Source organism: Chloroflexota bacterium (genome assembly GCA_013152435.1).
Classification (GTDB): domain Bacteria; phylum Chloroflexota; class Anaerolineae; order DUEN01; family DUEN01; genus DUEN01.
Map to the genome: position 1 here is coordinate 1 of JAADGJ010000020.1, position 25,901 is coordinate 25,901.

Sequence of the window (25,901 nt, forward strand, 5' to 3'; positions counted from 1 at the left end):
CGAGTGTGGAGCCCAGCCGGCGTCAGAGTTCCTTCTCGTAGATGCGATAGGTCTTGTAGACGCGTCCTCCCAACGCCTTGATCGTATTGTTCATCACCGTGTTGCTCTCCAGGATCCAGGACATCTCCACTTCCGTGTACCCGCGCTCCAGCGCGGCCCGGCCCATCTCATAGTACAGCACGGCGTCCACGCCCCGGTTCCGGTAGGGCTCGATCACTCCCATGGCGAAGGCCCGGATCAACGTCACCCGGCGGCGGACCTTCCAGTGCCAGAGGAACTTGAGCAGCGTCCACCACTCCGGCACACCCGGCCGGGGGTAAGCCAGCCTCAAGGGCTGGTTCAGGTCCGGCAACGGCAGGATAACGCCGATGGGGCGGTCGTCGGCCTCGGCGATGAACACCGTGGCCGGGTCGATGATCTGCTTGAGGTTCTCCGCCAGATGCTCGATCTCCGCGTCGGTGAGCGGCACGAACCCCCAATTCCGGGACCACGCCGAGTTGTAGATCTCTTTGACCCGCTCGATCTCCTCATCCAGCCTCTTCATATTAATGGGGCGTACCGTGAAGTCCCCTCTCTTCTTCACCCTCTCGACCACCCGGAGCAGTTTGGCCGGGGCCTTCTCCGGGTGTTCCCGAAAGATCTCGATATCGATGTAGTACGCCCAGAGGTCCTGGGCCTTGCGAAAGCCGAATCGCTCTACGAACTCCGGATAATAGCGAGGATTATAGGTCATCAGGATCACGGGTGGGGAGTCGAACCCGTCCACCAGCATGCCGACCTCATCGTTGGTGCTGAAATTGGCGGGGCCTCGGATCGCGGTCATCCCCCGCTCTTGCACCCATTCGCAGGCGGTGGAGAGCAGGGCTTCGGCGACGGTGTAATCCTGGATCGTCTCGAAGAAGCCGAAGAAGCCGACCTGCTCGTTGTGGAATTCGTTGTGCCGATGGTTGATGTGCGCTGAGATGGTGCCGACGACGTCCCCACCTCGCTCAGCCAGGAACAGCTGGCAGTCCATGTGCTCGAAGGAGGGATTGCGGGCGGGGTCGAGGAACGCCTTGCGCTCGCTGATCAGGGGGGGAACCCAGTTGGGGTCTCCCTTGTATACCTGCCAGGGGAAGGTGATGAACTTCAGGCGCTCCTCGGGGGTGTAGATGGGACGTACGCGAACGGCTTGGTCGGACACGGGACACCTCCAGCAGGAATGGAATGGGGGATCGTTCGTGACCTGCTGGCGTCGGGTCCTGATGGGGTCAGGGCCCGGCGCGGGGGAGGGAGCACCCGCCTCCCCGGCGGACCGAACCATCCCGGAGTTTGCCCAGAGCCCGAGGTCGCAGCGTTGCGAGGTGGGCATCTCGGCGGTGAGGAATCACCCTGAGGCATAAGCCGGCGGGGTGATCGGTTGCCCCGTTCTGATTCGCATCGGGCCATCCTGATTATACCACTTTTGGGGCGGTATGACACCCACTTGTATTTTTGGGTAGTGTATCCTTTTCGGTGGAGATGCTGTGGGGAGGCTTTGAGGGGCGCAGCCCCTCAAAAGAAACCACTTTGTTTCAGCCCCTTACCTGCCTTGCCCGGTTTGGTCCACCCGAATCAGGCCGGGAAAGGGCAGGTTCCGAGCTGAAAAGGGAATATTTTGGTGGAGGGGTGGCCTCCACTCCACCCCTGAGGGCTTGCAGTGGGCGTCGTGGGCTGTTCCGCGAAATTTCCACCATTTTGGATACACCGCCATCGTCAATAGGCGTTTGACATACACCCCGGTTTCATAGTAAGATTATCTGGGGAAGGTAGTGTTTTGGAGGGTTTTTGATCGATTGGTAAATTGAGGCGCTCCCTGGTTTTTGAAAGTGTTTCCCTTCGATGGTCGCGCCAGGATCTTCTGCAACTCGGCGAGCTGGGGGAATCGCCGTGGCTCTTGTGGGTTGGCCCCGATCTCATCGTGGAGTGCATCGACCATGTTGACGAACTTAGGCCGGCAGCTCCTGTCCGGCGTCCTCACCTCGATCGCGAACTTTATTCGCTGGACCGGGATCTCCCCGAATCTGGTGACGTTCATCGGCTTATGCCTGACGGCGGTTGCCGCCGTATTGATGGCTCAGGGGCAGTTCCTGGCGGCGGGCATCGTGTTATTCTTCGCGGGCGCCCTCGATGCGTTGGATGGTGCACTGGCGCGAGTCACCGACCGGATCAGCCGATACGGAGCGTTCCTGGACTCCACGCTGGATCGATATTCGGAGGCGCTCAGCCTCCTCGGATTGCTGATCTATTACATTCGACTGGGTGGCGAGCTGGAGATCATCCTGATCTACGTCACCATCATGGGATCGTTCCTGGTGAGCTACACCCGCGCTCGCGCGGAGGGGGTGGGGGTCTCCTGCAAAGTGGGCCTGTTCACCCGTGGCGAGCGTTGGGGGACGCTGGTTTTGGGCTTGTTGTTCAATCAAGTCGGACTTGCTTTGTGGATATTGGCCATCCTCGCCAATATCACCGCGTTGCAGCGCATCTATGCCGTGTGGCGGGCTACCGGGGGGGAACGCGGCGGCTGACCGGCCGTGGTGTAAGAACCCCCTGAGCGATGGGTGATGAGAAACTGCTCTGGGTGGGGCGTGCAGTTAGACCTGGGAGCGTGATCTGGCTTAGATATACCGTCGGGCGAACCACTTGAGAAGGTGTGGTCGAGCCACCCGAGGCCGTTCGGGCGCATGGGGCCGCTGGTGGGTGAGCGTGCCGTGATGTCGCCTCTGTAACCTGGCCTTCGGATCCGTGATGGCGTATCGAGGCCGATCCGTGTCCCGCGAGAACGAAAACCCCGGTCATGCCAGTAAACGACACGGAAGTACTCGAGCAAGCCAAAGCCTTCGACCCGGCGGCTTTAAGCGTCATCTATGACCGCTACGAAGGCCGAATCTACAGCTACATCTACCATCGCGTTGGCGATGCCCAAGTCGCCGAGGATCTTACCGCGCAAGTGTTTCTGCGTATGCTGGAAGCCATACAAAGCGAGAACGCTTGGCGGTCCTCCTTCTCCGGCTGGCTCTATCGCATCGCGCACAACTTGGTCATCGATCACTATCGTCGTCGCGCTCGTTCCACCCATATCTCCCTGGAAGACGCTCCGACGATCCCCGCAGAGAACATGGACCCGGAGCAGACGGCAGAGCGTCGCTTGCAGGGAGAGCGTGTGCGGAGGGCCCTCAATCGGCTAACGGAAGAACAGGCCCAGGTCGTCAGTCTGCGCTTTCTCGAGGGGCTCAGCATCGCGGAGGTCGCGCAGGTCACTGGCAAGACCGAAGGCGCCGTGAAGGCATTGCAGTATCGGGCGATCATGTCTTTGCGTCGCTTACTGGATCGTGAATCATGAACGAGAAACTGAATCTGGAAACGATCTTCGCCGAGTGCGTCGAGCGGGTGATCGAGGGGGAGAGCGTGCAGGCATGCCTGGACCGATACCCGCAGCACGCCGATGATCTGGCCCCGCTGTTGGAGACGGTGCTGTTGGTGCAGTCCATGGCCGAGCCGGTCCCGCAGCGATCGCCCGCGGCGAGGGCGAGAGCCCGAGAGCGATTCCTGGCCAGGGCCGAGGAGATGCGCGCCCGGGCCAATGCCCGGGAGCAGTTCCTGGCTGCTGCCGAGGAGATGCGCGCCCAGACCGCTGGGACCCGTGAGCGGCCGCCTCAGCCCGTGACGCGCGTGCGAAGGCCCGAGGCGGCGCGCGAGTCCCGTCGCGTGAGCTGGATCGACTGGCTCCGGGGACGCCTGGTGGTGCGCTACTTGGTGCCGGCGCTGGGCGCCCTCCTGCTGATCGTGCTGATGGTCCGCGGCACCGTGATCGCCTCCGCCAATAGCCTGCCCGGTGATACTCTCTACCCAATCAAGTTGTTCACAGAGCGTGTGCAGCTGCTCCTCGCTCCTGAGGAAGAACGGCCGGTCATGGAGGCGAAAATAGAGAAGCGCCGCGTCGAGGAGACTGAGATCATCTTAGAAACGGGACGTCAAGCTACTTGGTGGCTTTATGGGGTCATCGAAGACGTAACGTCTCGTACTATTCAGCTCCATCGGTTTACAATTCAATTGCCTGAGAACACTTTGATTAAGGGGATACCTCAGAAAGGCAAGAAGGTACGGGTTCAGGTTTATGCTCCGGGAGATGGTCGACTGCTGGCTCAAGAGATAGAAGTGATGGGATGGCCCACACCCACACCCACACCGACGGTGGCGCCGGAGCCGACCAGCAAGCCTACCGTGGCTCCTACGCCCGTCTGGAAGCCCATTCAGCAGCCTCGGTCGTCCGGGGCCGGTGGCGCTGTCCCGGTCAAGCCGACGCCCACATCATCCATGCGGCGCCGAATGCCCACGCCGACGAGCACGCGGGCGCCCGCTTTGGAGGGCGAGCCGACGCCCACCGTCCCGGCCACCGTGGAGCGGATGCCGCCGGCGCGTGCCACCTCGGATACGGGGCAGGTGCCCGGGCCAACGCCAAGCGGGACGGTGGTCACGGTCGCTCCGCCCACGCCTACGGCCTCACCTCCCGCCGGGACGCCGGAGGCCACGCCAATGACGCCCACGCCGGAGGCGACGGCCCCGACGCCCGTGGGAGAGGAGACGCCCGAGGCCACGCCGGTGACGTCCACGCCGGAGGTAGTGGTGCCCACACCGACGGAGGAGGGGACCCCTGCACCGCCGGCCACCGCGACCCCGATCGTGGTGACGCCGGCCACTCCGACGCCGACCAGGATGCCTCCGCCGACTCGCGTCCCGCCGGGGGCGGTGGTTCCCACCCCCACGCCGGCGGCGCCTCCGACCGTGGCGATCCCATCCCCGACCGTGGAACAGGCGCCGGCCCCGACGGCCGAGCCGACCCGGGCGCCGTTGCCCTCGGAGGGGAACGTGGCGCCCACGGCCACACCTGCGCTCAGGCCAGCGCCCTCCACCCCGTCGTCACCACCGCCGACCCGGGTCCCGCGGCGGTAGCTCCTTGGAGGCGCGGTCGTAGCCCATGGGGCCAACTTTACGTCGCATGGCACATGCGTCGCCCCTATGGAATCCCGTCACCTCCTGGAGGCCGGAATTCATATGTTGCTTTATCTGGGCGAAGATCAATAATGCAAGAACAGGAGCATCTTTGGGGGTAGTGAATCTTTTTCGGTGGAAATACAGCGGGGAGCTTTGAGGGGTGCAGCCCCTCAATCTTGGATACACTACCTCTTTGGGGATGGAGTAGCCGAAGGTACTGCCTTCGGCTACTTTGTGTCTGTGAGGGATCTCTCTCAGAGCGTGTCTGAAAATTTACCGGCAAGATGTTTTGAGGGGGCTTCCTCAACGACTAGCTCCACAGGGGGAGGTGTGGAGGGGTCCTCCTCTCCATGGGAAACCCACTTTTCCGGCCTGCACCTGCCTTTCTCGGCCCTTTCCGCAGGATCCAGGCCGAGGCCAGGCAGGTCGAGGGCAAAAGATGGGCTTTTCTGGAGGGGCTCCGCCCCTCCGGGCCTCCTCCCAGTAGAAGCAACAGCATTTTTCAGACACACTCTCAGACTTGAAGATCCACAGTGAAATCACTGTCCTGCTTTCTGCTCGTGCTGGCGACGCAGGAAGTTCAGCACGATGGGGTCGATGCGATCGTCCTCTCGTAGCCGTTCCTCCAGGTTCTCCACGCCGCCGTACTCCCTCAGCGCTCGCGCGGTCGCCTCGTCGTATACGCCGGTGATGGGGCCGTCGTAGTATCCCAGATCCCGCAGCTTCTCCTGGATCTCCCGGGCCACTTCCTCCGTGATGGGAAGCAGGGCGTCCTCGTCCGCCTTCTCGAAGTACAGGCGGAAGAGGTCGAGAAGCCGGGCCAGCTCGTCAATCGGCTTCGGGTGATCGTCCACGCGCAGGTCGATGTAGCGGTCGTTGAAGCCGCCGTACCCTCCATCGGGCTTGACCACCAGCAGCGCGGCCGATTGTTGGCCTCGGCGGTCGCCGCCGGCCCGCTGACCCGCCGCCAGCGCCGCGAGCAGCCGGTCGGCCAGGGCGCCGGAACTGGCCTCGAACGTCTCCGCCATCGCGTCCACCGTCTCCGGTCCCACCAGGATATTCCCCTGGCAGGCATAGTTGGGCCCGGTTCGCCCCCCTGCCCATGCCAGACACTCGTCGCCGGTGAAGGTGGCCGCCCGGCCCTGGGCGTCCACGATCCCCACCTGGCGTTGGGCCCGGCCGGGATCTTCCGCCACGATGGTGTCCAGCGCCTCCTGGGCGGAGAGCCCTTGTGCCATCAAGGCCAGGGCCTTGGGGCCATAGCTGGTGTTGGCGTAGGATTGCGTGGCCACCGCCCCGACGCCTGCCTGCGCCCAGGGCACCACCGCTCCTACGGCCAGGAACTTGGACTGCACGGCGATCCCCCACTCCTGTGCGGCGGGATCGTAGGCCACGATGGAGAAGGTTGCTACGGGAACGTGCGTCTTCTGGGTCATGCTCTCACCTCGCTGCCTCTCGCTGATGGGCTCGATTATAGCACAAACTTGACGAAACCTTTAACACGGATTAGAATGGCCCGCATGGACGCGCCCTATGCTGAGGGGCGCGTCTGCATGAGGAGCGGTACAGTGTTCGAAACGCTGTCGGACAAGCTACAGGACGTCTTCGATCGCCTGTCCAGCCGGGGGCGCCTGACCGAGGCGGATGTGGACGCCGCGCTGCGTGAGGTGCGGCTGGCGCTGCTCGAAGCCGATGTGAACTTCCGCGTGGTCAAGGACTTCATCGGCCGGGTGCGTGAGCGCGCGGTCGGCGTGGAGGTGATGCGCAGCCTGACGCCCGCGCAGCAGGTGATCAAGATCGTCCATGAGGAGCTGATCGCGACGCTGGGCGAGCCGGGTCGGCTGGATCTCTCGGGGTCGCCGCCGATCGTCATTATGCTGGTGGGGCTTCAGGGCTCCGGGAAGACGACCACGGCGGGCAAGTTGGCGCTGGCGTTGCGCAAGTCCGGACAGCGGCCGTTGCTGGTCGCGGCGGATACCTATCGCCCCGCCGCGATCACCCAGCTGGAGGTGCTGGGCAGACAACTGGATATCCCAGTGTACAGCGAGGGCGTGGAGGCTTCGCCCCCGGACATCGCGGAGCACGCGCTGCGTCACGCCCGGTCGGCAGGCAACACCGTGGTGATTCTGGACACCGCGGGGCGCCTGCAGATCGACGAGGCGATGATGGAGGAGCTGGCGGAGATCAAGCGGCGCGTGAACCCGCGTGAGGTGCTGTTGGTGGCCAACGCCACCACCGGCCAGGAGGCCGTTCGGGTGGCGGAGGGCTTCCATCAGCAGGTGGGGCTGACTGGGCTGATCCTCACCATGGTGGATGGCGACGCTCGGGGCGGCGCGGCTATCTCCATCCGGGCTGTCACCGGCGTGCCCATCAAGTATCTGGGCACGGGCGAGAAATTGGATGCGCTGGAGCCGTTCCATCCGGACCGCCTGTCCTCCCGCATTCTGGGCATGGGCGATGTGCTCAGCCTGATCGAGCGGGCGGAGCAGACCATCGATCGAGATCAGGCGGAGGAGATGGGGCGTCGCCTGATCAAAGGGGAGTTCGATCTGGAGGACTTCCTGACCCAGCTCCGAGAGATCAAGAAGCTGGGTCCGCTCAGCCAGCTATTGGAGATGGTGCCCGGCTTCTCGCGCATCAGCAAGGACCTGGCGCCCGAGGTGACCGACCAGCAGATGAAGAAGCTGGAGGCCATCATCAGCTCTATGACGTTGGAGGAGCGGCGCAATCCGCAGATCATCAACGCCAGTCGGAAGCGCCGCATCGCGCGAGGGTCCGGCACGACCGTCCAGGATGTCAATGAGCTGCTCAGCCAATTCCGGCAGATGCAGCGCATGATGAAGCGGTTTTCCCGGAAAGGCCGGGGTCTGGGGGATCTCGGCAGCCTGACAGGGTTGTTCCGATAGTGGTATTGCCGAGGGAAGTTCGGCCGATCACCTAGTGCAAGAAGGAGTTCGAGGGGAGAGCATGGTACGAATTCGACTGCGTCGTCAAGGCGCGAAGAAGAAACCGACCTATCGGATCGTCGTCGCGGACAGCGAGGCGCCGCGCGATGGGCGGTTCATCGAGGTTATCGGGTTCTACAATCCACGCACGGAGCCGGAGACCTTCCATATCAACGTGGAGCGCGCGGCCTACTGGCTCAGCGTGGGCGCCCAACCCAGCAAGCCTGTGGCCCGACTTCTGGCCAAGACCAATGCCCTGGATTTGGCGGCGGAGCTGAAGGAGCAGGCGAAGGCTCAGAAGCAGGCCACAGAGGCGGCCTGATGTGGCCCATGCCCCGACCGCTCGGCGGGATGGGGTTTGAGCCGCCTGCCGTCAGGAGGCAAGCATGAAAGAGCTCGTTGCCTACGTGGCCAAGAACCTGGTCAATGACCCTTCGCAGGTACACGTGGTGGAAAAGGGCCGGGGGCGCTCCGTCGTCCTGGAGCTCAGCGTGGCCCCCGAGGACATGGGACGGGTCATTGGCAAGGGTGGTCGCGTCGCGAACGCGATGCGGGTGTTGTTGCGCGTGGCGGCGATGCGTCAGGGAAAACGGGTGACGCTGAACATCGTCGAGCCGGAAGAGGGATGAGCGTATAAGGGGCCAGCCGGGCTTCGGCGAGGGATGAGATTCGGGCGCGAGAGGCGGAGCTGCCTTGGCGCCCCACACGGATGACGTGCCGACTCCTGAACGGCGGGAGGCTGCGATTTGTGCGCCCCCGCCGCTTCGCGTTTGAGTGCTGGACGTCCCGTTGCGATGCTCGCCGGACCTCGCTGGCGGCCCCATGGGGGAGTGGCTCGGCACATGCGACGCATGTGGCAGGGCGAGGCGTGTCTCACCCTGCCAGGATAGACGAATGGTAGAGCGCATGGCCGTGCGCGCTTACCTGGCATCCAGCCCCGCGGGGCGGGCGGAGGGCAGGAAAACAGGTGGCTGGGAAGGGGCCAGCCCTTTGGGGCTATCTCGAGGATGCAGATCACGCTTGCGTATCGCCTAAATGGACGCCTGGGGGGCACCCCCCGCAATGAATCCGGCGATTGAGGATCGGGGCTTATGACGAAGACATCGAAGCGACCGGAGTTCCTGGCCATCGGACGGATCATGGCGCCGTTCGGCATACGCGGCGAGGTCAAGGTGGAGATCCACACGGATTGGCCTCACCGTTTCGCCCTGCTCGATCGCGTGTACGTGGGCGATCCGTCGGCCCGGGCGTTGCGGGAGACCAAGATCGAGAGCGCCCGCCTGCATAAGGGCCAGGCTCTCCTGAAGCTGGCGATGTGCCCGGATCGCAACGCGGCGGAGGCGCTGCGCGATCAGTGGCTGTTCGTGCACCGCAGCCAGGCCATGCCGCTGGGGGAGGACGAGTATTATATCCACGAGATCGTCGGCCTGGAGGTGTGGGAGGGAGAGCGTTGTCTCGGCCGTGTGGTCGAGGTGATCGAGACCCCGGCCGAGGCCAATGACGTCTACGTGGTACGCGGGGAACAGGGCGAGATCCTTCTCCCCGCCGTTCGCCATGTGGTCCTCAAGGTGGATCTGGAGGCTGGGCGCATGGAAGTCGCCCTGCCGCCCGGGCTGGAGGAGGCCACGCGACGGCAGGGATGAAGCCCGGAGGGCGTGGAACGGCTTTGTCCCATCCCCCGTTTTTCACGTATGACTGCAAGGGTAGAGGGCGGGCGGCGTTCAGGGTTGCCGTCCCGAGGGGATTTCATTACATCTGTCTTGACAAAAGGCATCCTTTCGAGTATGCTTGCGCCGTCATCCGGGCCGGAAAACGGCCGGGTGGCGATGATCGCCCTCGCGTTCGGGAGGCTCTCTTGTCCGACTTGGGCTACTGGGTGGGATTCAATCGGGTACATGGCATCGGCCCCCATCGGCTTCGGGCGCTGCTGGATTATTTCGGCGATATCGAGAGCGCCTGGCATGCCCCGGCGGATGCCCTCCGCAGGGCGGGCCTGGACCGCCGCTCGCTGGAGAACCTGCTGACCACCCGGTCCACGCTTTCTCTGGACGATGAGATCGCCCGTATTGAGCGGGCGGGCGTGCAGGTGCTGACGTGGGAGAGCCCCGACTACCCGCGTAACCTGCTTCAGATCTACGATCCGCCTCCCGTGCTCTACGTTCGGGGGGAGTTAACCCCGGAGGATGAGTGGGCGGTGGCCGTCGTGGGCACGCGACGGGCCAGCGCCTATGGCCGTGAGGCGGCCCGCCGCCTGTCGGAGGATCTGGCGCGCAATCGTGTAACCGTCGTCAGTGGCCTGGCGCGCGGCATTGACGCGGTGGCGCATCGGGCCGCGCTGGAGGCGGGGGGGCGCACCATCGCCGTCCTGGGGTCGGGCGTGGATGTGATCTATCCCCCCGAGCATCGGCGTCTGGCCCAGTCGATCGCCGAGAATGGTGCCATCCTCTCCGAGTATCCGTTGGGCACCAGGCCGGAGGGGGGCAACTTCCCGCCGCGCAATCGGATCATCAGCGGCCTCTCCAAGGGGGTGATCATCGTGGAGGCGGGCGTGCGCAGCGGCGCGCTGATCACGGCGGACTTCGCGGCCGAGCAGGGACGTGATGTGTTCGCCGTTCCGGGAAGCATCTTCCAGCGCGGCAGCGTGGGCACGAATCGCCTGATCCAGGAGGGTGCCCATCCGGTGTTGTCGGCATCGGATGTCCTGGAGGCGCTGAACCTGGAACAGATCGCCGAGCAGGCGGAGATGCGGGCCGTCGTCCCCTCGGATCCCGCGGAGGAGCGGCTGATGGCCCATCTGGGCGCCGATCCGGTCCATGTGGACGATCTGGCCCAGGCGGCCGGGTTGCCCATCTCGGTCGTCTCCAGCACGCTGGCTCTGATGGAGCTGAAGGGGATGGTGCGGCAGGTGGGCGGCATGAACTACGTGTTGGCTCGGGAGACCGGCGTCGAGTACCGCATCGACTGAGTCGAGGAAGAGGGAGCATCTTTCGGGTTGCGTTGGGAATCTCTGTGCGAGGAGGGTGAAGATGTACTTTGTGATCTTGGCAGGCGGGGTCGGCAGCCGGCTGTGGCCGCGTAGCCGCCGGCAGATGCCCAAGCAATTCCTGAACATTACGTCGCCTGAACGCACCATGTTGCAGGAGACTTATGAGCGGGTGGCCGACATGGCGCCGGCAGATCACTTCGTCGTGGTCACATCCAAGGCATATGCGCCCACCGTGCGAGAGCAGTTGCCCGAGATCCCGGCCGAGAACGTGCTGGGCGAGCCCGCGGGGCGTGGCTCGGCCCCGGCCATCGGCGTGGCTGCCCTCTTCGTGCGTCGCCGGGATCCGGAGGCCGTGATGGCGTGCCTCTCCGCCGATCATTTCATCACCCGGACCGATGAGTTTCGGCGGGTACTGCGGGTGGCGGAGGCTGCAGCCCGGGAGGGGCACCTGGTCACGCTGGGCATCCAGCCGTCCTACGCCGAGACGGGCTATGGGTACATCGAGGGGGGGGATCCCCTGATGAAGGTGGACGGCGTGGAGGTTCGCCGGGCTGTGCGCTTCATCGAGAAGCCGAAGCGGGAGGATGCGCGGCGGTTCGTCGCCAACGGGAACTTCTATTGGAACGCCGGCATGTTCATCTGGAAGACCTCCACGATCCTCGACGCGTTCGCCCGCTATATGCCCGAGCTCTACGAGCAGCTCTTGAAGATCGAGAAGTTCTGGGATGAGACCGGCAAGGTCGGCGTGATCCCGGAGGAGCTCTGGCTACCCATCCAGTCGGAGACCATCGATTACGGGATCATGGAGAAGGCGGATAACGTAGCGGTGGTACCGGCCGACCTGGGGTGGAGCGATGTGGGAAGCTGGGCCACCTTGCTCGATCTGCTGCCTCCCTCCGACGACGGCGAGAACGTGGTCGTGGGACGGCATGTGGGGATCGAGACGCGCAACTCGTTGATCTACAGCCCCAAGCGACTGATCGCCACCGTGGGGCTGGAGAACATCGTCATCGTGGATACAGGCGACGCCATCCTGGTCTGCCCCAAGGATCGGGCGCAGGATGTGAAGCGGGTGGTCAAGTATCTCGAGGAGCAGGGGCTGTACGACGTGCTCTAGCTCGTTGCAGCGGGCCAGAGCGATCATCAGAGCCTATTGGGGCATTATGGGGACGAGATAAGCCATGACCGAGGAACACATCGAAGCGTATTGCGTCAAATGTCGCACCAAACGGGAGATGGCGGACCCGCAGCCTGTGTTCACGGAGGGCGGGAGGCCGGCCACCCGTGGGCGTTGTCCGGTGTGTGGGACGACGCTATTCCGCATGGGCAAGACCGCGGCGCATGCCGGTCTGGAGCCGCCACCGGCGACATCGACCTCGTCGTCCAAGCGGGGGACCCGGGCTCGCTCCTCCAAGGCGAAGCGCAAACGTAACGGGCCGCTGGTCATCGTCGAGTCGCCGGCGAAGGCGCGAACGATCAGCCGGTATTTGGGCCGGGAGTATACGGTGCGCGCTTCTGTGGGGCATGTGCGGGACCTGTTGCGCTCACAGTTGAGCGTGGACATCGAGAACGACTTCCGGCCCAAGTATCGGGTCCCCAATGAGAAGCGCCAGGTGGTGAAGGAGCTAAAGGAGGCGGTGCAGCAGGCCAGCGAGGTGTATCTGGCCACGGACCCGGACCGGGAGGGGGAGGCCATTGCCTGGCACCTGGTCGAGGCCACCGGGATCAAGCCCGAGCAGGTGCGCCGTGTGGTCTTCCACGAGATCACGAAGCCGGCCGTCGAGCAGGCGTTCGCCCATCCCCGGGGCATCAACATGGACCTGGTGAACGCCCAGCAGGCGCGGCGCATTCTGGACCGGCTGGTGGGCTACCAGATCAGCCCCCTGTTGTGGAAGCGCGTGCGCAACCGCACATCGGCGGGACGGGTGCAGTCGGTGGCCCTGCGCCTGGTCGTGGAGCGCGAGCGGGAGATCCAGTCCTTCGTGCCGGAGGAGTACTGGTCCATCGACGCGGAGCTGGCGCGCCAGGAGTCGCGAGGGCGCAAGCGGCGTCCCAGCTTCGTCGCCCGGCTGATCCGCATCCGAGGGCAGGAGGTGGATCTGAAGAACGAGGAGGACACGCGTCGGATCGTGCAGGAGCTGGAACGGTCCACATACGTCGTGTCCGCCGTGAAGCGCGGCCAGCGCCAGCGTAGGCCGTCTCCGCCGTTTACTACCAGCACGCTGCAACAGGAGGCCTCGCGCCGTCTGCGCTTCACCGCTCGTCGCACCATGGCCACCGCGCAGGCGCTTTACGAGGGGGTCGCCCTGGGCGGGGAAGGCAACGTCGGCCTCATCACCTATATGCGAACCGATTCCACATATGTCTCGCCTCTGGCGCAGCAGGAGGCCCGCCGTTTCGTCACCGAGCGGTATGGGGAGAACTACCTGCCGCCCAAGCCCCCCGTGTACCGCACCCGGGTCAAAGGGGCGCAGGAGGCGCATGAGGCTATCCGGCCCACCTCAGTGTTCCGCACGCCGGAGTCGGTGGCCCCCTACCTGACGCGGGACCAGCTCCGGCTGTACGACCTGATCTGGCGGCGGTTCGTCGCCAGCCAGATGGCCCCGGCGATCTACGACACCATGCGGGTGGATGTGGTGGCCGGGCCGGAGGAGGGGGATCGCCCCTACCTGTTCCGGGCCAGCGGGTCAGCTGTGCGCTTCCCGGGCTTCCTGGCGGTCTACGAGGAGTCCCGTGACGAGGATGCCCCGGCGGATCAGGAGGTTAAGCACCTGTTGCCACCGGTCGAGCAGGGGGAGGTGCTGGATCTGCTCCGGCTCATCCCCGAGCAGCACTTCACCCAGCCGCCGCCTCGCTATACGGAGGCGACGCTTATCCGCGCGTTGGAGGAGCACGGGATCGGGCGGCCCAGCACGTATGCGCCCATCATGTCCACTATCCAGCAGCGCGGCTACGTGGAGCGCATTGACCGGCGTCTGCATCCGACGGAGCTGGGGTTCATCGTGTGCGACCTGCTGGTCAAGCACTTCCCCGACGTGTTCGAGGTGGGATTCACGGCGCGGATGGAGAACGAGCTGGACCGCATCGCCGCCGGTGAGGCGGAGTGGGTCCAGGTGCTGCGTGACTTCTATGGGCCGTTCTCCCAGCGGCTGGCTCAGGCGCAGCGCACTATGGAGCACTATAAGATGGAAGATGAGCCCACCGGCGAGATGTGCGAGCTGTGTGGGCATCCCATGGTGGTCAAGTACGGCCGATATGGGAAGTTCATCGCCTGTAGCAATTATCCGGAGTGTCGGAACACCAAGCCGTTCCTGGTAAAGATCGGGGTCGCGTGTCCTAAGTGCGGCAGCGACCTGGTCGAGCGTCGTAGCCGACGAGGGCGCGTGTTTTACGGTTGCAGCGCCTATCCGAAGTGCGATTTCAGCACGTGGCGGCGTCCGCTTCCGACCCCTTGCCCGCGTTGTGGCGGGATGCTGGTGGTGGCCGGCAAGAAGACGGCGCGTTGCCTGCAATGCGAGGAGCAGTTCGCTCTAGATGAGGTGCAGAAGGTGCCGGCTGTGGAGACCGCCTGATGGGGGATGGGTGCATCGTGGCGACCGTTTCGGGGGATCTTGATCACGTAACGTATCCTTATCCTAGGAGAGAAGAGAGAGAGATGGAACAAGAGCGTGACCGATTCATCGAGCACCTGAAGGTGCAAAACCAGCCTGCCGACTTCGTGCTGCGGCAGGCGGAGCATTGGCTGGAGGAGTTCATCCAGTTTGCGCGCAGCGAGTATGTGACGACATGGGATGATGTGAGCGCGCCTTTGATCAAGCGATGGCAGGCGCAGTTGATCCGCATGGGGCATGATCGGCCGTCCATCAGCCATCATATGGCGACGCTGCATCAGCTCCTGGAGTACCTGGTTCGGGAGGGGCGTCTGGAGGAGAATCCGATGCGGCGCACCAACCTGCCGACCCAGCCGCGCCTGATCTTTGAGACGCTGGCTCCTGAGGAGGTGGCCCAGTTGCTGGCCACGCCGGATACCAGCACCCCGTTGGGGTTGCGCGACCGGGCGTTGCTGGAGCTGATGTACTGCGGCGGGCCTCGGGTCAGCGAGCTCATCTCGTTGAACGTGGGAGACGTGGACCTGGAGCGTATGCAGGTCACCGTCTGGCGGCAGACGCTGCGTCGTCAGATATTGCTGGACGAGGCCACCGCGCACACGCTGAGCGTCTACCTGCAGGCGGGGCGTCCCCACCTGGTGTCAGGGCGGGCATCCCCGGCCCTGTTCCTGAACTATCGGGGCGGTCGCATGTCCAAGATCGCCGTCAATCAGATGATCTCCCGGTACGCTCGGGCGGCCGGGCTCTCCCGCCGCATCACGCCGCAGATGCTGGCGCACACAATGGCCGCTCATCTGGTGGATGGTGCCGAGGGCTGGCGGCAGGTTCGTTCGCTGTTGAGCCCGCCGGACGGCGCCGTCTCCGGGGAGAGCGTGACTTCCACCACCGGTTGGGCGGAGGATTCCAACGGCGCCCATGGGCGCTGAGACCAAGGCACGAGGCGCGTTCATGCATCCACCATCTTCTCCTACAACCGATCCCCGGCTCAGCGCGTCACGGTTGGCCAGACTACGGAAGGTGCTGCAGGATCGTGATCTGACCGGGGCGTTCATCAGCCAGCCGGAGAATCGCCGGTACCTGAGCGGGTTCACCGGCTCGTCGGGGTGGCTGCTCATCACCCAGGACGAGGCGTTGTTGATCACGGACTTCCGGTACTGGCAACAGGTGGAGCGCGAGGCGCCCCACTTTGAGCTGGTCCGCCTGACCGATCGCATGGATGACCTGATGCCCGATCTGGTGGACCGGTTGGGAGAGGGGCGTGTCGGGTTCGAGTCGACCCATATCACCGTGGACCAGCATCGCCGCTGGATGGCGGGCGAGGGTCCGGTCACCTGGGTGGCGGAGAAGGATCTGGTGGAGCCTCTGCGCGCCGTCAAGGATGAGGCGGAGATCGAGATCATCCGGCGGGCCGCCGCGTTGGCGGATGAGGCGTTGGCCTACGGGCTGAGCCAGGCGCGGCCCGGCATGTCGGAGCGCGAGCTGGCCTGGCTGCTGGAGCGGTACATGCGCGAGCACGGGGCGGAGGCCGTCGCCTTTGAGCTGATCGTGGCGGGGGGACCCAACGGCGCTTTGCCGCACGCGCACGCCGGCGACGAGCCGCTGCCCGCGGGCCAGCCGATCGTCATTGACATGGGCGCCCGGGTGGATGGCTACTGCTCCGATCTCACACGCACCGTCTGCCTGGGCGAGCCGGCGGATCCCAACACCTTCTGGACCGTTTACAACACCGTGCAATCCGCTCAGCAGGCGGCGCTGGAGCGCATCCGGCCCGGGATGACCGGCGTGGAGGCCGATGCCATCGCCCGTGAGGTCATCGAGCGAGCCGGTTATGGGGATGCCTTCGGACACTCGCTGGGGCATGGCGTCGGCTTGGCGGTGCACGAGCGCCCGCGTCTGGGTCGTCTGTCCGAGGATCGGTTGGAGCCGGGCATGGTGGTCACCGTGGAGCCGGGCGTTTACCTGCCGGGGTGGGGCGGCGTACGGATTGAAGATCTGGTCGTCATCCGGGAGGAGGGGGTGGAGCTGCTCTCTCAGGCCCCCAAGGAACCGATCGTGTACGGCCAATGGTGATGTGACCCCGACCGTCGCGTTGGGGGAAGGAGCGCATCATGCGTGGGGCGAACTATCCTGCCTACGTGGTGTTAGCCGCACTGTTGATCGGCCTTCTCATCGGTTGGTGGGTCATCGGCTGGTGGCTGTGGCCGGTGGAGTGGACGGACGCGTTGCCCGTGGACCTGGCGCCGGAGTATCGCCAGACGTATGTGCTGGGCGTGGCGTATACGCTGCAGGCGACTCGCGATGTCGACCGGGCCCGCCAGGCGCTGAGCACATTTGGCACGCCGGAGCAGCAGAGCAGGGTGTTGGCCGAGGTGCTGGAGGGCGCCTCCCCAGAAGACGCCGACGTCCTGATGGAGATGTATCGAGAGCTGGGGCTGCCCCCCATCGCCGCCAGGGAGGTGACCCCGGCGGGCGCGAGGTCCCCGCTGCGGTCGTTGGTGATCGCCCTGGTCGCCGTGTTGGCGGTCGGCCTGCTGGGTCTGTTGGGCCTCGCCGCCTACAATTGGGGCCGCAGGGCTTCCCTGGCCCGCCCGAACTTCCCGAAGCCCACGGGATTGGCCGATATGTTCAGGGAACGCCTGCGCTCCCTCTCGCAGAAGCTTCCCTCGCCGTCCGTCCCATCGGCCGGGCAGCCGTCCGAGGGGCGGGACCCCGGGGTGAGGCCGTTGGACATCTTCACCCTCACCTTCCAGCAGGGGATCCCTGATTACACGGAGAGCTTCAATCTGAGCGCTCCGGACGGCAGCGGCTACCTGGGCGAGTGCGGGATGGGGGTCGCGGAGACGCTTGGGGGGGATGACAACAAGGTCACGGCGTTGGAAGTGTGGCTGTTTGACAAGAAGGACATCCGCACCCAGGCCTACGTCCTGTTGAGCGAGTACGCTCAGGGCGATGCGACTCTGCGGACCCGACTGGAGCGCCGGGGCAGGGTCATCCCGGCCCAGCCGGGGCAGCAGTTCGTGATCGAGAGCCAGTCGATGCGGTTGGTCGGCGAGGTGCTCACCGTGTCCTATGCTGATGGGGACGCCCCACCGTCGTCCGTCTTCCGAGAGGTGGAGGTCAACCTGGCCGTCTATCTCAAGGAGAAGGGCGGGGAGTAGGGAGGCGTTTTTCCCCGAGGCGTGACGGGGGACGCGGGGCTCCGGCTGCGGTCAGGCCCGTGTCTCCGGGTCGAACAGCTTCCGGTATTCGTCCAGGGCGTATCGGTCCGTCATCCCGGCGATGTAGTCGCAGACGATACGATGGATCCCCTCCGGCTCCTCCTCGGCGCGCGCCAGCGTCTCCCGGGGAAGCTGGGTGGGCTCCTCCACGTACGCGTAGAAGAGGTCGCTGAGCAGGCGACGCGCCTTCTGCGTCATGCGCATCACCCGGTAGTGCCGGTAGAAGTGCTCCATGAGGAACTGACGTAGCTCCTGGTTCTTCTCCTCCATCTCTTGGGAGAACCCCGCGACGTTGCTCCCCAGCGCGCGGAGCTCCTCCACGGATTGCACGCCGCTCTCCCTCAGCCGTCGCGTCGTCTCCTCCAGCGCGGCCGTCACCTCGATGCCCACCAGCCGTCGGATCGCGCGGTGGCGCAGCATGACGTCGATGGGGCGGTCCGGGGGCTCGCCGAGCGAGCGCATGACGTCCTGCCAGATGGCCAGCTCCTGTACATCCCCGGGGTGCAGCAGGCCGGCTCGCAGCCCGTCATCCAGATCGGAGGTGCTGTAGGCGATCTCATCGGCCAGGTTGGCGATCTGGCATTCCAGCGTGCCCGCCTTCTCCGGCTCGTATCCGGCCGCGTTGGCGACGTCATAGTCGGTGTCGTGCTTGACCAGCCCCTCGCGCACCTCATAGGTCAGGTTGAGGCCCGGGAAGTCGGGGAATCGGCGCTCCAGCTTTTCGACGACGCGCATGGTCTGGCGCTGATGGTCGAAGCCGCCGTGCTCTCGCATGCACTCGTTCAGCGTCGCCTCGCCCGTGTGCCCGAAGGGGGGATGTCCCAGATCGTGGGCCAGGCAGATGGCCTCCACCAGATCCTCGTTGGCCCCCAACGCCCGGGCCATGGTGCGGCCGATCTGCGCCACCTCGATGGTATGCGTCAGCCGGGTGCGGTAATGATCCCCCTCGTAATAGACGAACACCTGCGTCTTGTAGGCCAGCCGGCGGAAGGCCGTCGTGTGGATAATGCGGTCACGGTCCTTTTGGAATGCGGTGCGATAGGGGTGTTCGTCCTCCGGGACGACGCGACCCCGGGTGTCGCCGCTTTTCATCGCGTAGGGCGCCAACATCTCGCGCTCTCGCTGCTCAAGAAGCTCTCGGGAAAGCACCGTTGCCCTCCTTTCCCGCTCTGTATGTGCCCATCGTGGCCTCAGGCCGAATCCGCCCCCTCGTCGTCGATCAGCCCGTAGTCGCTCAGATAGTCCAGCTGTTCCTCGAAGGTGTCGAAGTAGGTCAGATCGATCTCCTCGAACTCCCCGGGGTTCTCCGGGTTGGTGTGGGTCTCCTCCAGGATGCGATCCACCACCCGCTCCAGGTCCTCTGGGGATATCTCGGGCACGCGCAACACGTTCGACCGCTCCAGCCGCCCCTCCGGGGATAGCTGGACCGTGTAACTGATCATCTCCAGCAGGCCGTCCTCCCTCTGCTTGGCCAGCACCCGGTGCTCCAGATGGACGTGGCGGCCCGCGGCGGGGCGGAAGAAGTACAGTCGGTACAGCTTCTCCCCCGGGCGCATGCGCAGCAGGGCGCCGTCGCTCATGGGGTTGAAGAGCAGGTGCGCCTCCTTCTCGCTCATGGCGTGACCTCCCGCGACTTGGCCGGTGACAGCGGGGCAAATTTGGGCTGGCGCTCCAGGAAGTAGGCGACGTGGGTGAAGCCGGCGGCGATGGCCTGTTGCCGGGCGGTCTCCAGGCCGCGGCCGAGCTGATAGAGATGGTGCGTATCCGATCCGATGGTGATCGCCCGGCCTCCCATCTGGCGGTAGCGGCGCAGGATATCCAGCCCGGGGAACGGCTCCTGCGGCGGCTGGAACAGCCCCGACGTGTTGATCTCGATGGCAGTGTCCGTGGCGACGGCGGCCGCCAGCACCGCGTCGATCTCCTCGGCCAGGGCCGACGCGTCAAAGGGCCCATAGGCGAGCGTCCCGTAGCGCTTCACCAGATCCAGGTGGGCCAGGCCGTCGAACAGGCCGGTGGCGGCGGCCCGGCGTACCTCCTCGAAGTAGGGGCGATAGGCCTCCTGCGGGGTGCGGTGCCGGGCCCAGGCTGCCATGGACGCCTGCTCTGGCACCATCACCCAATCGTGCTTGCCGTCCAGGATGTGCACCGAGCCCAGAACGAAGTCGAAGGGCCATCGCTCCAGCCAACGGGCGATCTCGTCTTCCCGCCCGGTTTGATAGCATACCTCGATGCCTGCGCCAATGGTCAGGCGGCCGCGGAATCGCGTCCTCGCCGCGTCGACCTCCCGGAAGAAGGCCTCCGGCTCGAAGTACCGGTATCCGGAGTCCCTGGGGTCCAGATCCAGGTGCTCCGTGAAGCAGATGTAGGCGAGCCCCATTTCCACGGCGCTTTGGCACACCTCCATGATGGAGGTGCGGGCATCCGGGGAGTGCGTCGAGTGGATATGGCTATCGCTCAGAAAGACCTTCCCGTTCCTTCTCTCTTCCTGATTCATCTCCTCGCGTCCGATCCATCATCTTCCCGATTCACGTGCAGAGCCGTCCGCCGTGGTTCTGGCGCGGAGGCTCTGCGCATCTCGGCTGGAGTCTACCACGCAGGGGGGAGCTGAGCAAATGATGCTCATCTGCCCGCGCGCCCGAGATCTTCTCCGGATTGCACGCGACTTTCCGCATGAATGGAGGATGCTTCACGCTTGTTTGACCCCTCGTTTCGTTTGTGCTATACTCGATCCGAATCTGGCAGAGGCGAGGAGCTTGCACTTCTGGCTTTCTTCCCTGTTCGTGGTTGACCTTCTCATAAGGATCCCTCCATTACCGTAGCCTTCACTCTTTTGGACTGATCATCGGCGGTGTTGTGCCGCCTTCCGTTTGAGGAAACTCCTCCAGCCGAGAGTGGAGATCGCCGGCTGTGGCTGAGGTGGAGTCGGGCCGGGTGGCCCGCAGTTTGTTTTCGCTCGCCGAAAGAAGATCTGTGGAGGTGTAGCCCCATCGTCCCGAATCCGGCCTGGGCAGCCCCGTCCGGCCTTTACGCCGGCTAGACCGCGTACGGTATCCCTCTTCAATTTACCCTGTAAAGGAGGAGAATCATGCGACGGCATTGGCCTGTCATCGCCTTGCTGATCGTGGCCGCCTTGATTTTGACGGCCTGTCCCTCAGCCACGCCGGAAAAGGTGGTCGTCAAAGAGACGGTCGTCGTCACGAAGGAAGTCCCCGTGACGGTTGAGAAGATCGTTGAGCGCGTGGTGGAGGTCACCCCCGAGGTGACGCCTGCGCCGGAGGAGCTCAGCGGGACGCTCGTCGTCGGACGGGGCGGCGATTCGGTCATCCTGGATGCGGGTCCGGCCACGGACGGCGAGTCCTGGCGTGTGATCTGCGAGGTCATGGAGCCCCTGGTGCGCCTGGAAGGCACCTCGACCAAGCCCATCCCCTGGCTGGCGGAGTCCTGGGAGACCGAGGATAGCCAGACCTGGACGTTCCACCTGCGCAAGGGGGTGAAGTTCCACAACGGCGATCCCTTCAACGCTGAGGTCGTGAAGTGGAACATTGACCGCTGGCGCGATCCCGACAACCCCTACCGCTTCGGCCGCACCTTCGAGTACTATGACGCCGAGTTTGGCAAGGATCTGGCCATCGAGGAAGTGAACGTCATCGATGAGTACACCGTCCAGATCAAGCTGGCGCAGCCTTCGGCGGTGCTCCTGGCCAAGCTCTCGCTGTGTGGCGTCTTCTCCATGAACAACCCGAGGGTGGTCGAGGAGCAGGGCGACAAGTACGGTACGGCCGCCGGCACGATCGTGGGCACGGGCCCCTTCAAGTTCGTGGAGTGGGTTCCCGACGACCACATCACCCTGGAGCGCAACAACGAGTGGTGGGGCGGCCCGCCGCGGCTGGCGCGCATCATCTTCCGCTCCATCCCCGATAACTCCGCCCGCTTCGCCGAGCTGAAGGCGGGCACCATCCACACCGGTGACTTCGCCCAGACGGACCTGCCCGCGGCCGAGGAGGATCCGGACATCAACGTCTACTTGCTGCCGGCCCTGAGCACGGGCTACATCGCGTTCCAGCAGTGCACGCCGCCCTTCGACAAGCTGGAGGTGCGCCAGGCCGTGGCCCACGCCGTGAACTGGGGTGCCCTGATCGAGCCGTTCTACGGCAAGTACGGCCAGCTGGCGGGCTCCTTCCAGCCGCCGCCCATCCTGGGGCACAACCCGGACATCAAGCCGTACGAGTACAATCCCGAGCTGGCCAAGGAGCTCCTGGCGAAGGCCGGGTTGCCGGACGGCTTTGAGACCGACTTCTGGTACATCCCGGTCATCCGCGGCTACTTCCCCGACTCCAAGGCGATCGGTGAGGCCATCGCGGCGGACCTGGCCAAGGTCGGCATCCGGGTGAACCTGAAGACGGAGGACTGGGGCGCCTACCTGGAGGACCGCAACGAGGGTAAGTTCCCCATGTGGATGCTCGGCTGGGGCTCCGACAACGGCGATCCCGATAACTACCTGGGCTGGCACTTCAGCCATCCGGTCGGGCAGCCGAAGAAGGAGGACTGCTACAACAACGATCGTGTGGCGGAGCTCCTGATCCAGGGTCGGATCGAGGCGGATCCCGCCAAGCGCGAGAAGATCTATCAGGAGGCCGAGCTGTTGATCCACAACGACGTCGCTCGTATCCCGGTCGTGTGGGTCAAGGGCACGGCGGTCTTCCGCAAGGAAGTGAAGGGGTACATCCCCGTCGTCTTCCGCTCCTGGTACGAGCATCTGTGGATCAGCAAGGAGTGATCTGATCCCTGCGCTTCGCTTGCCGGGCCGGGGGGAGGCCTCCGGCCCGGCAATTCTTATGCCTGAGGAGGGTGCGTTTTGGGACGGTACATCGCTCGTCGGTTGCTGGCCCTGATCCCTGTGCTTTTGGGCGTCTCCCTGTTGGTTTTCTCGTTAATCCGCTTGATCCCCGGGGACCCGGTGACCGTCATGCTGGGCGAGCGCGCGCGCGTGGAGGACATCGAGCGCGTGCGCGAGGAGATGGGGTTCAACCGCCCCGTGTACATCCAGTATCTGGAGTGGCTGTCGCGCGTGCTGCGGGGGGACCTGGGGAAGTCGATTATCAATCGCACCCCCGTGATGAGCGAGCTGAAGCAGCGACTGCCTGCCACCATCGAGATGGTCGTCGCGAGCATGTTCCTGGGGGTGACGATCGGCATCGGCATCGGCATCTTATCGGCCATCAAACCCAATTCCTGGCTGGACATTCTTTCCATGTTCGGCGCGTTGGTGGGCGTGTCCATGCCCATCTATTGGCTGGCGCTGGTGTTGATCTACGCGCTGGCCGTGAACCGAAAGATCTTTCCACCGAGCGCTCGGCTGGATGTGGAGCTGACGGTGGTGCGTCATACGGGCTTTATGTTGATTGATACGCTCTTAATGCGTGATTTCAAGCTCTTCCTGAACGCCGTCTGGCATCTGATCCTGCCCAGCATCGTGCTGAGCACGGTGATCATGCCGATCCTGGCCCGGCTGACCCGCTCCAGCATGTTGGAGGTGTTGCGGCAGGATTACGTGCGCACCGCGCGGGCCAAGGGGCTGCGCGAGCAGGCCGTCATCATCCGGCACGCGCTGAAGAACGCCCTGCTGCCGGTGGTAACGGTGGTCGGGTTGCAGCTGGGCGGCTTGTTAGGGGGCGCCTTGCTCACGGAGACGATCTTCTCCTGGCCGGGCATGGGGCTGTGGACGTATCGGGCGATCCTCAGCCGGGATTATCCGATCGTCCAGGGGGCCGTGCTCGTCAGCGCCACGATCTATGTGTTCGTGAACCTGATCGTTGATATCTCCTATGCGTATCTCGATCCGCGCATTCGTTATCAGTGAACCCTGTCCAATGTGGGTGATTCTCTATGACTGTTGATGCTCCTACAACGCAGGCCCTTCTCCCGGATCTGACGCCGCGCCGCTCTCGCGGCCTGTTCATCGACGCGTGGCATCGGCTGCTTTCCAGTTGGAATGGGCGTGTGGGGCTCGTCATCGTCCTGCTGACGGTGATCGTGGGGATTGGGGCCCCTATCGTCGACCCGTATGACCCGAGGATCGACTCCAACCTGGCGGAATCCCGGCATCCTCCCTCGTGGGAGCATCCCTTTGGCACGGATCGGCTGGGGCGAGATATCTTCCGCCGCATCATACACGGCACCCGCATCTCGCTGACCATCGGCTTCCTGGTGGTGTTCGCCTCCGGCTCCGTGGGGACGGTGCTGGGCCTGGTGGCGGGATACTTTGGCGGTTGGGTGGACTCGTTCATCATGCGGGTGGTCGATGTGCTGCTGGCCTTTCCGGCCATCCTGCTGGCCATCGCCATTGTGGCCGTGCGCGGCCCTGGCCTGACCAACACCATGATCGCCGTCTCCGTGGTGGGGGTGCCCGGATACGCTCGCGTGGTGCGCTCCATGGTCCTCTCCATTCGGGAGCGGGACTATGTGGAGGCGGCGCGGATGGTCGGGGTGACCGACCTTCGTATCATGTTCCGGCACATCCTGCCCAACAGCTTCTCCCCGATCATCGTGCAGGCGACGCTGGGCGTGGGCGGCTCCATCCTCTTCGCCGCCGCGTTGGGCTTCCTGGGGCTGGGCGCGCAGCCTCCCCTGCCGGAGTGGGGGGCCATGATCGGCGATGGCATCCCGTTCCTGCGCCAGTCGCCACACATGGTGTTCTTCCCCGGCATGGCGATCATGATCACCGTGTTGGGGTTCAACCTGCTGGGGGACGGGTTGCGGGACGCGTTGGATCCTCAAATGCAGATATAGGATGTGAGGCCCCGGCAGGGTAGCGCTGTGCTGAGTCGTTGCCGGGCGCATAGGGAGCGGCCGTTCGCCGGCGGAAGGCGGTCGAATGGCCGCTTTTTGTGTGAGCGTTTTCGGAGAGGAGAGCTCATGATGCAGGATCGTGATGTGATGATGGAGCGGGAGCGCCGCATGGTCGGCGAGATCTACACGTCGGACGCGGCCTATCGCCATCTGCTGGCGTTGTGCGATGATTGTGGTCATCGCTTCACCGGCTCCCCGGGCGAGGCCCGGGCCGTCTCGTTCGTGCTGGAGAGGATGCGGGCCTATGGCCTGGGAAACGTGCGCACGGAGGAGGTCCCCCTCACCGGCTGGAAGCGTGGGGATGCCCGCCTTGAGGTGTTGGATCGTGACGGGCTCCATCTCGAGACGCTGGCGCTGCCCTACTCCCCCGCCGGCCGCGTCGAGGCGGAGCTGCTGGACCTGGAGTCGGCGGTGCCGGAGGCGATCTCGGCGCGAGCCGATGAGATCAAAGGGAAGATCGTGCTGGTCTCCAGCGCCAATCCGCCGATGTACAGGCGCCCCGTGCACCGTATGGAGAAGTATAGTCGCGTGGTCCAGGCGGGGGCGGTGGGCTTTGTGTTCGTGGGGGACGAGCCCGGCCAGCTCATTCAGACGGGCAGCCTGCCCGCGGGCGCCTCGATCCCCGGGGTGGGAGTGAGCCGGGAGACGGGCGCCGCGATCAGGCGGGCGCTGAAGTCGGGGCCGATGCGGGTTCGCCTGACCGTGGGGGGAGAGGCGCACCCCGTTGTGGCCCACAACGCGGTGGGGGAGATCCCCGGCGAACGGCCCGGGCCGTGGCTGATCGTGGGCGCTCACCTGGATAGCCACGACATCTCCCCGGGCGCCGACGATAACGCCTCCGGCGTGGCGGCGGTGTTGGAGGCCGCCCGCGTCCTGGCGATGGAGGGGCCACTCCCCCTGCCGGTGCGGGTCATCTTCTTCACCGGCGAGGAGTTGGGCCTGTTGGGCGCTTATCAGTATGTGGATGCGCATCAGGCGGAATTGGCGGACGTGCGCTTCGTCCTGAACCTGGATACGGTGGGAGGAAGGGGCCAGTTGGCCGTCCTTCTTCAGGGGTGGCCGGAATTGCTACCCCGCCTGCGGGCGCAGGTGCAAGAGGTGAATCCGGAGGGCATGGTAGCCGACCGTCTGGTCCCCTATTCGGATCACTTCCCCTTCGCGGTGCAGGGGATCCCATCGGCAGCGGTGGCCGTCTGGCGGGGTGGCGGGGGCGGCCGAGGATGGGGGCATACCACGGCCGACACGGTGGATAAGGTCTCCCCGGCGAGCCTGCAGGCCGCTG

Annotated in this window: 22 protein-coding genes; 17 read left to right on the forward strand and 5 right to left on the reverse strand. The window is 64.9% G+C overall.

All coding sequences use genetic code 11. The features are described 5' to 3' along the window. Positions 1-22: 22 nt before the first annotated feature. Positions 23-1,183 carry an N-acetyltransferase gene (locus GXP39_02885; protein NOZ26982.1) on the reverse strand — a complete coding sequence of 387 codons (1,161 nt, stop codon included), beginning with the start codon at positions 1,181-1,183 and terminating at the stop codon, positions 23-25. A 772-nt stretch (positions 1,184-1,955) separates the two neighbouring features. On the opposite strand from GXP39_02885, the gene GXP39_02890 reads away from it, so the two are divergent. The 3 genes from GXP39_02890 (at position 1,956) to GXP39_02900 (ending at position 4,971) form a co-directional block, all read left to right on the forward strand. Then, complete coding sequence (locus GXP39_02890) at positions 1,956-2,546, forward strand: CDP-alcohol phosphatidyltransferase family protein (protein NOZ26983.1); 591 nt, start codon at positions 1,956-1,958, stop codon at positions 2,544-2,546. A 269-nt stretch (positions 2,547-2,815) separates the two neighbouring features. Continuing rightward, entirely contained in the window at positions 2,816-3,361 is a 546-nt protein-coding gene (locus GXP39_02895; GenBank protein NOZ26984.1) for a sigma-70 family RNA polymerase sigma factor, read from the forward strand. Beyond that, positions 3,358-4,971 carry a hypothetical protein gene (locus tag GXP39_02900; protein ID NOZ26985.1) on the forward strand — a complete coding sequence of 538 codons (1,614 nt, stop codon included), beginning with the start codon at positions 3,358-3,360 and terminating at the stop codon, positions 4,969-4,971. Before GXP39_02895 ends, GXP39_02900 begins: the two co-directional genes overlap by 4 nt. 581 nt (positions 4,972-5,552) lie before the next feature. On the opposite strand, the gene GXP39_02905 is transcribed toward GXP39_02900, so the two are convergent. Next, a complete protein-coding gene (locus GXP39_02905) occupies positions 5,553-6,449 on the reverse strand; it encodes a DUF1028 domain-containing protein (protein NOZ26986.1) in 897 nt (298 codons plus the stop codon). A 132-nt stretch (positions 6,450-6,581) separates the two neighbouring features. On the opposite strand from GXP39_02905, the gene ffh reads away from it, so the two are divergent. From ffh to GXP39_02955, 10 genes are all read left to right on the forward strand, one after another. Continuing rightward, positions 6,582-7,919 carry a signal recognition particle protein gene (gene ffh, locus GXP39_02910; GenBank protein NOZ26987.1) on the forward strand — a complete coding sequence of 446 codons (1,338 nt, stop codon included), beginning with the start codon at positions 6,582-6,584 and terminating at the stop codon, positions 7,917-7,919. A 61-nt stretch (positions 7,920-7,980) separates the two neighbouring features. Next, complete coding sequence (gene rpsP, locus GXP39_02915; GenBank protein ID NOZ26988.1) at positions 7,981-8,280, forward strand: 30S ribosomal protein S16; 300 nt, start codon at positions 7,981-7,983, stop codon at positions 8,278-8,280. Between the two features lie 64 nt (positions 8,281-8,344). Beyond that, a complete protein-coding gene (locus GXP39_02920; protein NOZ26989.1) occupies positions 8,345-8,587 on the forward strand; it encodes a KH domain-containing protein in 243 nt (80 codons plus the stop codon). 462 nt (positions 8,588-9,049) lie between these two features. After that, positions 9,050-9,601: a 16S rRNA processing protein RimM gene (rimM, locus tag GXP39_02925; protein NOZ26990.1), complete on the forward strand. Its 552-nt coding sequence runs from the start codon at positions 9,050-9,052 to the stop codon at positions 9,599-9,601. Further along, positions 9,598-10,923 (forward strand): DNA-protecting protein DprA, encoded by a 1,326-nt coding sequence (dprA, locus tag GXP39_02930; protein ID NOZ26991.1) that lies wholly within the window; start codon positions 9,598-9,600, stop codon positions 10,921-10,923. Before rimM ends, dprA begins: the two co-directional genes overlap by 4 nt. Before the next feature lie 61 nt (positions 10,924-10,984). After that, the gene (locus GXP39_02935) at positions 10,985-12,061 is read left to right on the forward strand and encodes a mannose-1-phosphate guanylyltransferase (protein NOZ26992.1); all 1,077 of its coding nucleotides are present in this window, start codon (positions 10,985-10,987) and stop codon (positions 12,059-12,061) included. 118 nt (positions 12,062-12,179) lie between these two features. Continuing rightward, entirely contained in the window at positions 12,180-14,516 is a 2,337-nt protein-coding gene (gene topA, locus GXP39_02940) for a type I DNA topoisomerase (protein NOZ26993.1), read from the forward strand. Positions 14,517-14,599: 83 nt separating this feature from the next. After that, on the forward strand, positions 14,600-15,478 hold the full coding sequence (locus tag GXP39_02945; protein ID NOZ26994.1) for a tyrosine-type recombinase/integrase: 879 nt from the start codon (positions 14,600-14,602) through the stop codon (positions 15,476-15,478). 22 nt (positions 15,479-15,500) lie between these two features. Further along, positions 15,501-16,622: an aminopeptidase P family protein gene (locus GXP39_02950; GenBank protein NOZ26995.1), complete on the forward strand. Its 1,122-nt coding sequence runs from the start codon at positions 15,501-15,503 to the stop codon at positions 16,620-16,622. 38 nt (positions 16,623-16,660) lie between these two features. Next, the gene (locus tag GXP39_02955; GenBank protein NOZ26996.1) at positions 16,661-17,710 is read left to right on the forward strand and encodes a hypothetical protein; all 1,050 of its coding nucleotides are present in this window, start codon (positions 16,661-16,663) and stop codon (positions 17,708-17,710) included. A 51-nt stretch (positions 17,711-17,761) separates the two neighbouring features. On the opposite strand, the gene GXP39_02960 is transcribed toward GXP39_02955, so the two are convergent. The 3 genes from GXP39_02960 to GXP39_02970 form a co-directional block, all read right to left on the reverse strand. Next, positions 17,762-18,880, reverse strand: a complete 1,119-nt coding sequence (locus tag GXP39_02960) for a deoxyguanosinetriphosphate triphosphohydrolase (protein ID NOZ26997.1) — start codon at positions 18,878-18,880, stop codon at positions 17,762-17,764. Positions 18,881-18,960: 80 nt separating this feature from the next. Next, complete coding sequence (locus tag GXP39_02965) at positions 18,961-19,386, reverse strand: protein BatD (GenBank protein ID NOZ26998.1); 426 nt, start codon at positions 19,384-19,386, stop codon at positions 18,961-18,963. Further along, a complete protein-coding gene (locus tag GXP39_02970) occupies positions 19,383-20,264 on the reverse strand; it encodes a histidinol-phosphatase (protein NOZ26999.1) in 882 nt (293 codons plus the stop codon). The genes GXP39_02965 and GXP39_02970 overlap by 4 nt, the downstream gene beginning before the upstream one ends. A 591-nt stretch (positions 20,265-20,855) precedes the next feature. Between GXP39_02970 and GXP39_02975 the strand changes: the two genes are divergently transcribed. The 4 genes from GXP39_02975 to GXP39_02990 form a co-directional block, all read left to right on the forward strand. Next, complete coding sequence (locus GXP39_02975; protein ID NOZ27000.1) at positions 20,856-22,547, forward strand: ABC transporter substrate-binding protein; 1,692 nt, start codon at positions 20,856-20,858, stop codon at positions 22,545-22,547. A 78-nt stretch (positions 22,548-22,625) separates the two neighbouring features. Further along, entirely contained in the window at positions 22,626-23,630 is a 1,005-nt protein-coding gene (locus GXP39_02980) for an ABC transporter permease (protein NOZ27001.1), read from the forward strand. A 26-nt stretch (positions 23,631-23,656) separates the two neighbouring features. Further along, entirely contained in the window at positions 23,657-24,559 is a 903-nt protein-coding gene (locus GXP39_02985; protein ID NOZ27002.1) for an ABC transporter permease, read from the forward strand. A gap of 126 nt (positions 24,560-24,685) precedes the next feature. Next, positions 24,686-25,901, forward strand: a 1,216-nt coding sequence (locus tag GXP39_02990) for a M20/M25/M40 family metallo-hydrolase (protein ID NOZ27003.1), incomplete at its 3' end; no start/stop codon positions are given.

Bases quoted from the DNA above. Each gene is read 5' to 3' on its own strand.
- GXP39_02905 (NOZ26986.1), bottom strand. From the start codon at position 6,449: ATGACCCAGAAGACGCACGTTCCCGTAGCAACCTTCTCCATCGTGGCC.
- GXP39_02975 (NOZ27000.1), top strand. From the start codon at position 20,856: ATGCGACGGCATTGGCCTGTCATCGCCTTGCTGATCGTGGCCGCCTTG.
- GXP39_02955 (NOZ26996.1), top strand. From the start codon at position 16,661: ATGCGTGGGGCGAACTATCCTGCCTACGTGGTGTTAGCCGCACTGTTG.
- GXP39_02965 (NOZ26998.1), bottom strand. From the start codon at position 19,386: ATGAGCGAGAAGGAGGCGCACCTGCTCTTCAACCCCATGAGCGACGGC.
- GXP39_02900 (NOZ26985.1), top strand. From the start codon at position 3,358: ATGAACGAGAAACTGAATCTGGAAACGATCTTCGCCGAGTGCGTCGAG.
- dprA (NOZ26991.1), top strand. From the start codon at position 9,598: ATGAAGCCCGGAGGGCGTGGAACGGCTTTGTCCCATCCCCCGTTTTTC.
- GXP39_02950 (NOZ26995.1), top strand. From the start codon at position 15,501: ATGCATCCACCATCTTCTCCTACAACCGATCCCCGGCTCAGCGCGTCA.
- GXP39_02945 (NOZ26994.1), top strand. From the start codon at position 14,600: ATGGAACAAGAGCGTGACCGATTCATCGAGCACCTGAAGGTGCAAAAC.
- topA (NOZ26993.1), top strand. From the start codon at position 12,180: ATGGCGGACCCGCAGCCTGTGTTCACGGAGGGCGGGAGGCCGGCCACC.
- rimM (NOZ26990.1), top strand. From the start codon at position 9,050: ATGACGAAGACATCGAAGCGACCGGAGTTCCTGGCCATCGGACGGATC.
- GXP39_02935 (NOZ26992.1), top strand. From the start codon at position 10,985: ATGTACTTTGTGATCTTGGCAGGCGGGGTCGGCAGCCGGCTGTGGCCG.
- GXP39_02960 (NOZ26997.1), bottom strand. From the start codon at position 18,880: ATGTTGGCGCCCTACGCGATGAAAAGCGGCGACACCCGGGGTCGCGTC.
- GXP39_02985 (NOZ27002.1), top strand. From the start codon at position 23,657: ATGACTGTTGATGCTCCTACAACGCAGGCCCTTCTCCCGGATCTGACG.
- GXP39_02970 (NOZ26999.1), bottom strand. From the start codon at position 20,264: ATGAATCAGGAAGAGAGAAGGAACGGGAAGGTCTTTCTGAGCGATAGC.
- rpsP (NOZ26988.1), top strand. From the start codon at position 7,981: ATGGTACGAATTCGACTGCGTCGTCAAGGCGCGAAGAAGAAACCGACC.
- GXP39_02895 (NOZ26984.1), top strand. From the start codon at position 2,816: ATGCCAGTAAACGACACGGAAGTACTCGAGCAAGCCAAAGCCTTCGAC.
- GXP39_02890 (NOZ26983.1), top strand. From the start codon at position 1,956: ATGTTGACGAACTTAGGCCGGCAGCTCCTGTCCGGCGTCCTCACCTCG.
- GXP39_02920 (NOZ26989.1), top strand. From the start codon at position 8,345: ATGAAAGAGCTCGTTGCCTACGTGGCCAAGAACCTGGTCAATGACCCT.